This is a genomic window from Arthrobacter sp. TJ-217 (assembly GCF_058269255.1).
In genome coordinates this window covers 162,029-174,709 of record NZ_JBZCNJ010000005.1, presented here as the reverse complement: position 1 = coordinate 174,709, position 12,681 = coordinate 162,029, and the positions used below count along the sequence as shown (strand labels likewise).

At 65.4% G+C, this 12,681-nt stretch carries 11 protein-coding genes; 5 read left to right on the top strand and 6 right to left on the bottom strand.

Going from position 1 to position 12,681, the window contains the following annotated elements:
- Window position 1: 1 nt before the first annotated feature.
- Window positions 2-916: an NADP-dependent oxidoreductase gene (locus AC4D2R_RS10860; protein ID WP_490939996.1), complete on the bottom strand. Its 915-nt coding sequence runs from the start codon at window positions 914-916 to the stop codon at window positions 2-4.
- A 291-nt stretch (window positions 917-1,207) separates the two neighbouring features.
- Here AC4D2R_RS10860 and AC4D2R_RS10855 point away from each other — a divergent pair, with 291 nt between their 5' ends.
- On the top strand, window positions 1,208-1,582 hold the full coding sequence (locus AC4D2R_RS10855) for a VOC family protein (protein ID WP_490939995.1): 375 nt from the start codon (window positions 1,208-1,210) through the stop codon (window positions 1,580-1,582).
- Window positions 1,583-1,640: 58 nt separating this feature from the next.
- Here the strand turns inward: AC4D2R_RS10855 and AC4D2R_RS10850 are convergent, their stop codons facing one another.
- The 5 genes from AC4D2R_RS10850 to AC4D2R_RS10830 all read right to left on the bottom strand — a co-directional run bounded on the left by AC4D2R_RS10850 (window position 1,641) and on the right by AC4D2R_RS10830 (window position 8,034).
- Window positions 1,641-2,648, bottom strand: coding sequence for a YeiH family protein (locus AC4D2R_RS10850; protein WP_490939994.1), 1,008 nt, complete (start codon window positions 2,646-2,648; stop codon window positions 1,641-1,643).
- Between the two features lie 28 nt (window positions 2,649-2,676).
- Window positions 2,677-3,531: an IclR family transcriptional regulator gene (locus AC4D2R_RS10845; protein WP_490940146.1), complete on the bottom strand. Its 855-nt coding sequence runs from the start codon at window positions 3,529-3,531 to the stop codon at window positions 2,677-2,679.
- 72 nt (window positions 3,532-3,603) lie between these two features.
- Complete coding sequence (locus AC4D2R_RS10840; RefSeq protein WP_490939993.1) at window positions 3,604-4,860, bottom strand: aminopeptidase P family protein; 1,257 nt, start codon at window positions 4,858-4,860, stop codon at window positions 3,604-3,606.
- A gap of 60 nt (window positions 4,861-4,920) precedes the next feature.
- Window positions 4,921-6,258, bottom strand: a complete 1,338-nt coding sequence (locus AC4D2R_RS10835; protein WP_490939992.1) for an MFS transporter — start codon at window positions 6,256-6,258, stop codon at window positions 4,921-4,923.
- A 234-nt stretch (window positions 6,259-6,492) separates the two neighbouring features.
- Window positions 6,493-8,034, bottom strand: a complete 1,542-nt coding sequence (locus AC4D2R_RS10830) for a PucR family transcriptional regulator (RefSeq protein WP_490939991.1) — start codon at window positions 8,032-8,034, stop codon at window positions 6,493-6,495.
- A 105-nt stretch (window positions 8,035-8,139) separates the two neighbouring features.
- On the opposite strand from AC4D2R_RS10830, the gene AC4D2R_RS10825 reads away from it, so the two are divergent.
- The 4 genes from AC4D2R_RS10825 (at window position 8,140) to AC4D2R_RS10810 (ending at window position 12,678) form a co-directional block, all read left to right on the top strand.
- The gene (locus AC4D2R_RS10825; RefSeq protein ID WP_490939990.1) at window positions 8,140-9,678 is read left to right on the top strand and encodes a purine-cytosine permease family protein; all 1,539 of its coding nucleotides are present in this window, start codon (window positions 8,140-8,142) and stop codon (window positions 9,676-9,678) included.
- A gap of 39 nt (window positions 9,679-9,717) precedes the next feature.
- Window positions 9,718-10,677, top strand: a complete 960-nt coding sequence (locus AC4D2R_RS10820) for a polysaccharide deacetylase family protein (RefSeq protein ID WP_490939989.1) — start codon at window positions 9,718-9,720, stop codon at window positions 10,675-10,677.
- Between the two features lie 136 nt (window positions 10,678-10,813).
- Window positions 10,814-11,932 (top strand): glycerophosphodiester phosphodiesterase family protein, encoded by a 1,119-nt coding sequence (locus AC4D2R_RS10815; protein ID WP_490939988.1) that lies wholly within the window; start codon window positions 10,814-10,816, stop codon window positions 11,930-11,932.
- Window positions 11,933-12,006: 74 nt separating this feature from the next.
- Window positions 12,007-12,678 carry a hypothetical protein gene (locus tag AC4D2R_RS10810; RefSeq protein ID WP_490939987.1) on the top strand — a complete coding sequence of 224 codons (672 nt, stop codon included), beginning with the start codon at window positions 12,007-12,009 and terminating at the stop codon, window positions 12,676-12,678.
- The last annotated feature ends 3 nt before the right edge of the window (window positions 12,679-12,681 follow it).

The window sequence follows — 12,681 nt, the reverse complement described above, 5'->3', positions numbered from 1 at the left end:
TCTACCGCGCGCCGGAGACAACGATCTTGCCGCGGAGATGCCCTGACTGGCTCAGGGCGAGGGCCTCGGGTACCTCTTCGAACGGGAACAACTTTGCGATTTCGGTTTGGAATGAGCCCTGGGCAGCGAGAGCGAGTACCGGGGGAATGGTTTCGGCCGTCAGGGCTGTCGGGTCACCGCCGGCAACGATGGCGCCCTGGGCACCCGCAGCGAAGTCGACGATTGTCACAACCCGGTTGGCAGGGATGACCCCGTCGACGCGGCTGATGAAGTTCTGGCCGGCCGTGTCGAAACCGGCGCTGACGCCCTCCGGCGCCGCAGCCTGGATGTCCTGAAGCATGGTGTCCCCGTACGAAACGGGATCGGCGCCCAGCGAGCGGATGTAATCGAAGTTCGTGGGGCTGGCGGTGCCGATAACCCGGTGGCCGTCGGCAACGAGGATCTGCACTGCTGCGCTTCCGACCGACCCGGCAGCACCGTTGACGACGACGGTCGACTTGGCTTCGGGGGAGAGGAGCTTCAGCGCGCGCTGTGCGGTCTCGGCAGATGTGGCAAGGGTGGCGGCCTGCTCGACTGTCAGACCGTCGGGAATGGGGGCCAGGCGGGCGGCACCGGTGACGGCGAACTCAGCGTATGCGCCGCTGTCGGCGAATCCAACCACCCTGTCACCCACGGTGAAGCCATCAACTCCATCGCCGAGTTCGACGACGGTTCCGGCGACATCGGTGCCAATGACGGCGGGCAGGGGCAGGGGGATCATCTCGGCAAGGTAGCCGTTGCTGATCTTCCAATCGAGGGGGTTGATACCAATTGCTTCGACCCGGAGCTTTACCTGGCCGGGCGATACGGAGGGCTCGTCAACCTCGGCGAGGGCGAGGGAGTCGGGGCCGTAACTATTCAGAAGATGCGCTTTCATTGGGGGTTCCTTTGATAGTTGTGGGTTCAGGGTACGAGTTTGCGGGGTGCGGTTGACTGGCTCAGAGCGAACGTTACGAGTTCCATATTCGAGATATGTTGCCGACCCCGTTTTTCTTTCATGGTCTAGAACCAGCGGGCGGCCAACAATATTCCGCCGAGGCGGTCGTGCCCCCGGTCACCACTCAAGGGCCCGAAGCGCGCGGGTCGAGAACTGGCACAGGTCCGCCTCACCGCGGCAGGGGAGTGAGTGCTCAACACGGCCGGATCATCTTGGCGTAGGGTGACCGACATGGAACTCCGCCTCGAGGTCGTCCAGGTGCCCGTCTCCGACGTGGACCGGGCAAAGGCCTTCTACACCGACACCCTCGGCTTCGTTCTCGACCACGACGCCGAACACATCCCGGGCATGCGCGTCGTCCAGCTCACCCCGCGGGGGTCGTCCTGCTCGATCGTCATCGGAACCGGCATGACAGGCATGGTTCCCGGCAGCCTTGAAGGGCTCCAGCTCGTGGTGCCGAACATGGAAGCGGCACGGACCGAACTGGTCCGCCGTGGAGCCCCGATCAGTGAGGCCCAGGACATGGGAGGGTTTGCCTTCGCCTTCTTCAGTGATCCGGACGGCAACCGCTGGGTCCTTCAGGAAATACCGCCCAAAGAGGCATAAACCGCCGGGCCGGCGCCGGGTCACGCGGGCCTGCAGGAGCGGGTGCCTTCGTGCTGGCCTAAGCGGTGACGAGGATGGCGCCGGCGAGGGTGATCCCGCCCAGGAATACCGTCGAGATTCCCCCAAGGGCCAGGTTGCGGCCTCCGGTGCGGGCCACCTGCGGGAGATAGATTCCGGTGCCAAGGCCGAACATCGCCGCTGCCAACAGCAGCGTCGCCGTGACCGACGCGGCCCCCAGGGCGGGCTCCGGGACAACACCCGTGGAGCGCACAAGGACCAGTACCAGGAAGCCGACGACGAACAGCGGAACGACCGGACCGGCCGCCCCGCGGGCCGCACTCGGCAACTCCTTGGAGCGGTGGATGCCGAGGGAGACGAGGGCGGCAACGGGTGCCAGCAGGACCACCCTGCCGAGCTTGACGACGGTGGCCACGGCCAGGGCGGCAGCGCCGGCCGTGCTGGCCGTTGCCACCACCTGGGCCACCTCGTGGACGGCGAGTCCGGACCAGATGCCGAACGTTTCCTCAGACAGGCCCAGGAGTCCGCCGACCAAGGGAAGCCCAAGGATCACGGCCGATCCGTACAGGGTCACCATGGCGATGGCGCTGGCGACCTCGTCGTCGTCGGCGTTCACAATGCTTTGCATTCCAGCGATTGCCGATGCGCCGCAGATGGAAAACCCGGCCGCCATGAGGGTGGAGGCGGCCCGGCTGAGGCCGAGGCGCTCGCCGACGTACCGGGTCAGGAAAAAGCTGATGAACACGGACGCGATGATCAGGGCCAGCACGGGCAGCCCAAGGCGCAGGATTTCGGGCAGTGAAAGCTGAAGGCCAAGAATCACGACGCCCAGACGCAGGAACCGCTTGGTGGCGGTCCGGATGCCCGGCTGAATCCGGGGGTGGAAGAGGCCCGTGTTTCGGACAAGCAATCCCAGGGCGAGAGCGATGACCAGGGCGCCGATGAAGCCCTGCAGGCTTGCCAGAAACACGGCAACGGTAACGGCGGCCGCGATCACAAGGATCCCCGGAAGGTAGGCGACCGCGGCCTCTGATCGCCGGCGGGTCATTGGGCGAAGTGGAATGGTGTCATCTCCGTCAACGCCGCACCGTGCGGTCGGGTGCAGGTTCGGGTGCTGATTCAGGGCAACGTCCGCCAAGGCGGGCAGTGACCTTGCGGGCGGCCGCAGCGCACGATTCTCCAAGGCTTTGCAGCCGATCTGTAGAAACGCGGAAACGGGGTGCGGGTATGAGCACAGCAGCAACGACGTCGCCGCGGTGGTCATAGACGGGCGCCGCTACGCCGACTTCGTCGATTGAGGATTCACCGTAGTTGATGGCCCAGCCGCGCCGGGTGTCGTCCTTGAGCCGGAGCAGGTAAGCCTCGATGCTGCTTTCGTCGATTCCCGGATAGGCGATTGTGCCGCTGCGCAGCAGGGCCTTCACGCGTTCAACGGGTTCCGAGGCGAGGAAGACCTGCACCGAGGAACTCATGGCGTCGTTGTAACGGGCACCCAACGGTGTTGTGTGTTTGATCTGCTGGTGGCTGGGGATCTGTTCAACGCACATGGATTCCGAGCCGCTCCACACCATGAGGGCGCTGGTTTCACCGGTCTGTTCGGCGAGCTCGCGGAGAACGGGGTAGGCCACGCGCCGTTCCTCGAGTTCTGCAAGCAGGGGTCCGGCGACGGCGATCAGGCCGAGGCCAAGGCGGAACCGGCGGGTGTCCGGGTCCCGTTCCACAAGGTGTTCCTGTTCGAACGTGGCAAGGATGCGGGAAACGGTGCTCTTGTGCAGGCCAACCCGGTTCGCGATCTCGGTGACGCCAAGCAGCGGCTCATCCGCGGTGAAGCTTCGCAGGACGGCGATGGCATTGACGATGACGGAGGCGCCTTTGGTATCGCCGTTTCCATTGGTTTCGGGAGCGTCTTCGAGGGTCATGGTCTTCACCATCATTCCGTATGTTGCCCGAAAAGCGGCGCCACGGTGACGTGGCGCCGCTCGACAGGCCGGTGCTGGGGCGGACTAGGCGCCCACGATGTTGTACTCCGGGCCGAAGGGGAACTTCGTGATGTTCTCCGCTCCGTTCTCGCCGACCACCAGGATGTCGTGTTCGCGGTAACCGCCGGCGCCGGGCTCGCCGTCAAGGACGGTGATCATCGGTTCCATTGAGACGACCATGCCCGGTTCGAGGACGGTGTCGATGTCCTCGCGCAGTTCAAGCCCGGCTTCGCGCCCGTAGTAGTGGCTTAGGACGCCGAAGGAGTGGCCGTAGCCGAAGGTCCGGTTCGCCAGCAGCCCATGGCCGATGTAGATCTCGTTCAGTTCGGCGGCGATGTCTTTGCAGACGGCGCCCGGCTTGATGAGCTCAAGGCCGCGCCGGTGGACCTCAACGTTGATGTTCCACAGTTCCAGGGAGCGGGCGTCCGGTTCGCCGTAGAAAAGTGTCCGCTCGAGAGCCGTGTAGTAGCCGGACGTCATCGGGAAGCAGTTAAGGGAAAGGATGTCGTGCTCCTGGATCCTGCGCGTTGTTGCCCAGTTGTGGGCGCCGTCGGTGTTGATGCCCGACTGGAACCACACCCAGGTGTCGCGGATCTCGGAGGCCGGGAACGTCCGGGCGATCTCGTGCACCATGGCCTCGGTGCCGATCAGCGCCACCTCATACTCGGTGATTCCGGCGGTGATGGCGTTGCGGATCGCTTCGCCGCCCAGGTCGCCGATCCGTGCGCCGTGCTTGATGACCTCGATCTCCTCGGCGGACTTGATCATGCGCTGGCGCATGGCCGCCTGGGCCACATCAACCAGCGTGGCCGATGGGAAGGCCGCCTGGATCTTGTTGCGGTTATCGAGCGGGAGGGAGTCATCCTCGACGCCGAGCCGGCGGACGTTGATGCCCCGGGTGCGCAAGGTCTCCTGGATGGCATGGATGTAGTTGTCCCGGCGCCAGTCCGTGTAGACGAGGTTGTCGCCGAAGCTGCGCCGCCACGGCATGCCGGCGTCGATGTTGGCGGTGATGGTGACGGTGTCGTCCTTGGTCACCACCATGCCGTAGGAGCGGCCGAAGTAGGTGAAGAGGAAATCGGAGTAGTACTTGATGGAGTGGTAGCTGGTCAGGACGACGGCGTCGAGGTCCTTTTCCGCCATGATGCGGCGCAGCCCGGCCAGGCGCCGTTCGAACTCGGTGTCGGAGAACGTGAGGCGGACCTTCTGCCCGTTGTTAAGGGTCTTGAGGCGGTCGAGTTTGGCGACGTCGTTGACTGCTTCGGTTTCGGTGCTGGTCATTGGAGTTGGGCCTTTCGATGGGGGCGGTTCGGTGGGGGGACAGGTGGAGCGCCGGTTGGGCTATTCGTGGCGCAGTGGTTCCTTGCAGGTTTCCCGGGACAGCGCGACGGCGATCAGGGAGACGAAGGCGGCTGCGGCAAGGTACCAGGCCGGAGCCAGGTCGCTGCCGGTGGTTGCGATCAGCAGTGTCGCCATGAAGGGGGCGGTGCCGCCGAAGAGCGCGTTGGAGAGGTTGAAGCTGACTGCGAAGCCGCTGTAGCGGACGCGGGTGGGGAACATTTCGGCAAGGAAGCTCGGCAGTGTGCCGTCGTTGAGGGTCAGCATTGCGCCGAGCAGGATCTGCACGAGGACGATGATCAGGAAGCTCCCGGTACCCAGCAGGGCGAAGGCCGGCACGGTCAGCACGATGAAGCTGAGTGAAGCCGCAATGAGCACTTTCTTCCGGCCGTAGCGGTCGGAGAGCATGCCGGTCAGGAAGATGAAGCCGATGTAGGTGACAAGCGCGATCGTTGTCGCGAGGAATGACTCAGTTGCTCCAAGGCCCAGTTCAGAGGAGAGGTAGGTCGGCATGTAGCTGAGGATCACGTAGAAGCCGACGGCGTTGAGCAGCACCGCTCCGACGGCCCTCAGCAGCAGGCGCCAGTGGTCGCGGAACAGGCTGAAGACCGGTGCCTTGATTGCCGCATCTTCGGCGGCAAATTCGCGGAACACCGGGGTGTCCTCGAGCTTGGTCCGGATGTAGCGTCCGATCAGGCCCATCGGTGCGGCCAGCAGGAACGGCAGCCGCCATCCCCAGCTGTGCATTGCGTCCGAGGTGAGCAGCAGGGTCAGCAGCCCGGCGATCAGCGAACCGAACAGCAGGCCGGCGGCGGTGCTGGCGGGTACCACCGCGGCGTAAAGGCCGCGCTTGTTCGCCGGGGCGTACTCCACCAAAAAGGCCGATGCTCCGGCGTACTCGCCGGAGGCGGAGAAGCCCTGCGCAATCCTGAGCACCAGGAGCAGGATCGGCGCCCAGATGCCGATCGTGGCATAGCCCGGAATCAGCGCGATGCAGAAGGTTGCTCCGGACATGATCAGGATTGAAAGGGAGAGGGCTGTCCTCCGCCCGACCCTGTCGCCGATGTGGCCCCAAACGAATCCGCCGAGCGGGCGGACCAGGAACGAGATGGCGAAAAGGGCGAAGGTCAGCAGGAGCCCGGTCTGGGGGTCGGACTCGGGGAAAAAGACGGTCGCGATGGTTACGGCCAGGTAGCCGTACACCGCGTAGTCGAACCATTCGACGAAGTTGCCGATGAAACTGGCGGCAATGACCCTGCGCCGCGTCTGCGTGCTCACGCCTGAATTGTCGGTTGCCGTCAGCTGGTTGCTTGGAGCCGGCGAGGAGGTTTCGTAACTCATGTGTCCACCAATTAGCTAGTTGCATCTGAAACAACGCTGTTGCACCAGCGTAGGAGTGGTGTGCGCCACAGTCAAGAGGCGCAGGGCAGCAATATGCGGGAGTGCAGGGAAGATTGCCTCAATGAATGGGCCGGTAGGCGGCACCTTTTGAAATGGTAGCGGGTTGCACACAGACCGACACTGTTGCACTACATCCTGCGCGGAGAGGGGGTTCGCGGTGCCGAAGTGTTGTCCTCAGCGTAGCGCGGCAATTCGGGCGGCAAGGTGCAGGGCCGCCAGCCGTCCGGTTTCCCGCGGGTCTCCGCCGCAGAGCTCAAAGATCCTCTGCAGCCGCTGATGCATCGACTGCCTTTCGACATGCAGGCGTCGGGCGGCCCTGGCTGTGTTGCAGCCTGAATCGAGCCAGGTCGCCAAGGTGAGGAGCAGCTGCGAATTGCGCTGGGCATCGTGGTCCAGGAGCGGTCCCAGCTGCTGACGGACGAAGCTGCCGCGGCGGCCGCTGTCAACCGACTGGACCGTGAGGCGTTCGACGGCGAAACTCTCGGCGTCCACAACTGTGCTGCCCGGCGCCGCGGCCCGGGGCGCCGACAGCGCGGCGTCGTCCGCCAGCGCCAGGCTGAGACGTGCCTCCGACAGGGACCACGGGGCCTGGGAAATCCCGGTGGCCAACGGTCCAACAGCGCCAAGCGTCCCGTCCGGGGCATCAAGCGTCTCAAGCCCGGCGAGAAGGGCCGACCGGCTCGCGACGTGGCTCCCACCGCGCAGGACCGCCAGGGCCAGAAGTTCGTCGTTGTCCACATAGCTGGCGCCCTGTTGGCCGAGCCGGGTCAGCACATGCTCCACGGCTCCCCTCAGGTGTTGCGTCTGCGGCGAGCGGATGACGACGGCCACGACCGGCGCGGCGACCGGAATGCCTGCTGCGGCAGCGAGCTGCTGAAGCCGCCACACCTGCGTTCCGGAATCGACAGCGCGAAGCAGCGCCGCGCCGGACACCTCCTTCAGTCCCGGGGGCATCCGCTGCAGCAAGGCCAGCGCCAGGATGTCCACTGACCGGCGCCCGGCCACGCGCGCCAGGTTCGCGTCGGCCTCGGGGGGCGGATACAAATCAAGGCGCGCCGACGGAATTCCGCGCACGGGCACGTCGAAGGAGATCGGGCGGGCGTCCTCTCCTGCTATCCGCTCCGGGTCGGCAACGTCTGTCCCGGCCACAGGAGGGGCAGCGCTGGCAAGCGTCGACCCCGTTGTGGAGGTCAAAGCCACCGTGGCCCCGGTGATGCCGGCGAGCACGGCAAGAATCCGGTCGAGGCTGCCGCCGTGTGCCAGCTCGATAGCCATAGCGTGGCTGGCCTCGTCGGCCCGCTGCAGATTGGACACCGACTGGCTGACAAGCATCGAATTGATTGCCTGCATGACGGTGACGAAGGGCGCCACCCGGCGCAGTTCGATCAACGGAAAGCCCGCTGCTTCCGCCGCCGAAATCATTGATGCCGGAATCGAAGGAAAGGCCGGGCCGGTTTCGATGGCGAGGGCTGCAACACCGCGCTCCGCCAACTCGTGAATGTAGCTGACCCTGCGGGACTCGGATGCCACGGCGAGCGCCTGGGCGCCGGTCAGCAGGAGTTCCCCACCCCCCAGGAGGGGAGCGATATCCAACACTTCGCTGGAGTGGATCCACCGGAGCTGAGTTGTGGGGACGGCGCCGGCCCCGGCCCGGATCACCGGGTCGGCGACGATGAAACTCGGATGCTTCAGCGCATCATCGAGGCGTATGGGCATCGACACTCCGTCGCGTCGGATGGGATTTCTGTAGACACAATGTATATGGTGGGTGTGGTGCGCGCCACATAATCTTGAGGAATCCATCCCCCTCTGGAGGCCTCAATGCACCAGCAATCCCCCCAACCTCCCGTCGTCCACACCGGCGCTGAAGACTGCGAAGCCTGGCTCCAACCCATTCCCGAATCCCAGCGGACCCGGAAAGTTTCAGGCCAGTTCTGGATCTGGGCCGGCGCCAACCTTGCCCCGATCAACTGGGTGCTCGGCGCCCTCGGCATCCACCTCGGACTGGGCTTCGCCGACACAGTCACCGTGCTTGTGCTTGGCAACCTGGTCGGGATGCTGCTGTTCGGCTGCTTCGTCCTCCTTGGCCAGAAGACCGGCGCCACGGGCATGGTCCTGGCCCGGGCCGCGTTCGGCCGGCGCGGAAACTACCTGCCGGCCGCCATTCAGGCGCTCCTGGTGATCGGCTGGTGCGCGGTTAACACCTGGATCATCCTGGACCTCGTCATGGCCCTCTTCGGCACCCTTGGATGGGTGGATCCGACCGCCAACAACTACGCGTGGAAGATCGGCGTCGCCACGGCCATCATGGCCACCCAGGTCGCCATCGCCTGGTTCGGGTACAGGGCCATCGCGGCCTTCGAAAAATGGACGGTGCCTCCCACAATCATCATCCTCGCCGTCATGTCCGCCGTCGCATGGTTCGGCATCAAGATCGACTGGTCCTACGCCGGCCCGGCAGGGAACATCCTCGAAGGTTCCGAGCGGATAGCCGCAATGAGCGCTGTCATGACCGCCATCGGCATCGGCTGGGGCATCACCTGGTTCACCTATGCCGCCGACTACTCCCGCTTCGTCAGCACCGAGGTGCCCAAACGCAAGGTGTACCTGGCATCGGTTCTCGGCCAGTTCATCCCCGTCGTCTGGCTCGGCGTACTCGGCGCGAGCCTTGCGACGAACAGTGGCGAGATCGACCCCGGGAAGCTGATTGTCCAGAACTTCGGCGTCCTCGCCCTGCCCGTGCTGCTTATGGTGCTGCACGGCCCCATCGCCACGAACATCCTGAACATCTACACCTTCTCCGTTGCCATCCAGGCACTCGATATCACCATCAGCCGCCGCAAGCTGAACCTGTTCGTCGGCGTCTTCTCCCTCGCCGCAGTGGTGTACTTCATCTTCCAGGAGGACTTCGCGGCGGTCCTCGACGCCTGGCTGATCGGCCTCGTCGCCTGGGTCGCAGCCTGGGGCGGGGTAATGCTGGTCCACTACTTCTGGATCGAAAAGCGCTGGCCCGGAAACCCCTCACGGCTGTTCGACCGCGTCGGCACCAAACGGCTTCCGGTCGTAAATTTCGCAGGCGTTTTCTCACTGCTCATCGGCATCTTCGCCACCTGGCTGTTCATGTACGGGCTGGTGCCGGCGATGCAGGGCCCCGTGGCCGTTGCCCTCGGCGGATGGGACCTGTCCTGGCTCGCCGGCGGACTGTCCAGCGCCGTCAGCTACGCGATCCTTGGCTCGCGGGTCCACCGCCGCTACCTGTCGGCGTCCGGCTCCGCCCCCGACGCCGCGCCCAACCAGGAACCGGCTCTCCGCGAACCGGCAAGCGTTCCGGCTCCGGCCCTCCCGGCCGCCAGCCTCTAGTCTCCAGCCTCCAGCCCCAGCCCCAAGGACACCAGGACAATGAACAATCCCGCCTTCGCAGACTCCGCCCATCCCATCGCCTGGCCCGAAGGGCACCGCGCCGCAGCCGCCTTCACTTTCGACGTCGACGCCGAATCCTGCACGATCGCCCACGACCCCGGCAGCACCCGCCGGATGTCCCTGATGACCCACCAGTCCTACGGGCCCAAGGTTGCCGTGCCGCGGCTGCTCCAGATCCTCGACCGCCAGGACGTTCAGGCAACATTCTTCGTTCCGGGATTCACCGCGGAATGCTACCCGGACACGGTGAAGCGCATTGTCGACGGCGGGCACGAGGTAGCCCATCACGGCTACCTGCACGAGCCGATGCAGGGCATCGACGCAGCAACCGAAGCGCGGTACATCGACAGGGGGCTGGAGGCGTTGGCCAAGGCTGCAGGGGTTGAGCCGGTGGGCTACCGCGCCCCCTGGTGGGAGTTCAACTGGCACTCCGCCGCGCTGCTCGCCGACCGCGGATTCCTCTACGACTCAAGCCTGCTTGACGGGGACGCCCCCTACCGGTTCAGCGTGGCCGAGAATGACTCCCGCGACCTCGTCGAGATCCCCGTCGACTGGGCCCTCGACGACTGGGAGCAGTACGCCTTCTACCCGGGCGTCACCGGAAGCGGCGTCATCGAAAGCCCAGCTAAGGTCCTCGAAATGTGGACCCTTGAAGCGCAAGCCCACCACTCGGCGGGAAGCTGCTTCGTTTTGACGAATCATCCGTTCATCTCGGGCCGGCCTTCCCGGGCCGTTGCCCTCGAAAAGCTGATCGAGCGGGTCAAGTCACTCGACGGCATGTGGGTGACCACCTTGGAGCGGATCGCCGAGCACACCCGCAGTGCCGTCACCGAAATCCACAGCCACGCCCGGATTTCCGTCCCGTCCTTCCCCGACACCGATGTCCGCTTCACGCCTCCAATGGTCCGCGACACGGAGCGGACGGCGTCGTCCGGCTGACTGCTTCCCTGCCGGCGGGCGGGGCCGGTTAGCCGGATGTTCAGGGGGAGTCCGCACCCCATCCACCTGCTGATTCCGGTCCGTTCGCGGGCTCCAGCGACGGTGGGAGCGCAAACCCCACCGATCGAGGAGCCCCGTGAAACCACGTCTTGTCCCCGCTGCTGCCGTCCTCTGCCTTGGGATGGCACTGGGCGTCCCCGCCCCCGCCGCCGCCATTCCCACTGAGGCGCCGCTGACCGGCAGCGACACCACGCCGGTCGGCGACACCACCCACACCAGCGGAATTAAGCACTTCGATGTCCAGGCGCACCGCGGCGGGGTCGGTCTCACCGTGGAGAGCACGCTTCCGGCATTCGCTACCGCGTTGCGCACAGGGGTTTCAACGCTCGAGCTCGACCTGCAGATCACCCGGGACGGCAGGGAAGTGATCACCCATGACCGGAAGATCGACGGCAGGAAGTGCGCGGACACCGGGCCCCTGGTCCCCGGCGATCCGAAGTTCCCCTACGTCGGCAAGTACGTCAAGGACCTCACGTTCGACCAGGTGCGCACCCTCGACTGCGGGTCCCGGGCGCTTGCCGCCTTCCCCGGCCAGGTCACCGCACCGGGCGAGAAGATGCCCACCCTCGCCGAGCTGTTCGACCTGACCAAGCAGTACAGGGCGAGCCAGGTGGAATTCAACATCGAAACGAAGGTCGAAGCGGGCGCCCCGGAACAGACAGCCCCGCGGGAGCAGTTCATTGAGGTGGCACTGCGGGAGATCGAAGAGGCAGGGATGAGCCGCCGGGTATCCATCCAGAGCTTTGACTGGGGAGCGCTGCGCCTCGTGCAGGAGCAGGCACCTCAGATCCGGACGGTGGCGCTGACCAACAAGGACTTCCTGCAGGTCGGTCAGCCCGGCGCCTCGCCCTGGCTCGGCGGCATCGACGCCGACGACTTCGGCGGCGACCTCATCGAGGCGGCCACCCACTTCGGCTTTGACGCCGTCTCCCCGGTCCACGGCTCACCCCAGAACGGAACGGTCGACGACGGAAACTACGTTCCGTATGTCACCGCCGACATGGTTCAGCGTGCGCACGCGGCTGGAATGCAGATCACCCCGTGGACCATCAATGACAAGTCCACGATGTCCTCCCTGGTCGACCTCGGCGTCGACGGCCTCATCACCGATTACCCGGACCGGCTGCGCGAAGTCCTCGCCGAGAAATCGATGAAGCTCCCGCACCAGTACAAGGAGCCCAAGGTCCACTCCTAGGGGAAAAGTCCGCGGGCCGGGCGTTCGGCAGGTTCGCCCCTGCCGAAAGCGCCCGGCGCGTGCGACACTTGCGCATGACTTCGGACCGGCCGAATGGGGGCGCTGCCGGCGGGCCACCCGACGAGGAGCTGAGCTGGGTGCAGCGGCTGATGCTCTACTTCACGACGCCGCTGCGCAAGATCATGACTGCCCTGATCGCTCTGGTGGGGTGGTTTGCCGTCAGTATCTGGGGGGAGCTTTCAGGCGATACATTCCTCCATACGGCGTTCTCCCACCTCTACTTCTACGCGGCAATCTTTGTGCTGGCGGTGCTTTTCACGCAGGGCGGTTCCCTGCGCCGGCCCGTCCTGCTGCCCGTCGACGTCATGCGGCGCACGGCCGCCAAGCACTTCTCCGCCGAGGAGACCTGGGTATCAGCCAGGGGAGTTCAGGAAACTCTTCAAAACCTGCGCACAGTCTTCACCGCACCGGGGGCCCGCGCACGGATGATAGGCGCTTCCCTCTGGGTGGAGCTGGGCAAGGACTGGGATGTCACCGAGTTGCGGCACCGGGAAGCTGCCCGCCACCTGAAGCATCCCGTTTTTGTCCACTTCTTCGTCGAGGACGCCAATGGAGGAACCACGGTGACGGCGTTCAGCGGGGACACCCGCCTTGCCGGTGTGTGGGACGTTCTGAAGCTCTCCGATGAGATGGCCGCCACCGCCGTGAACCTTGGCCGGGACGCGACCTCCGATGAGCCCCGATAGCCA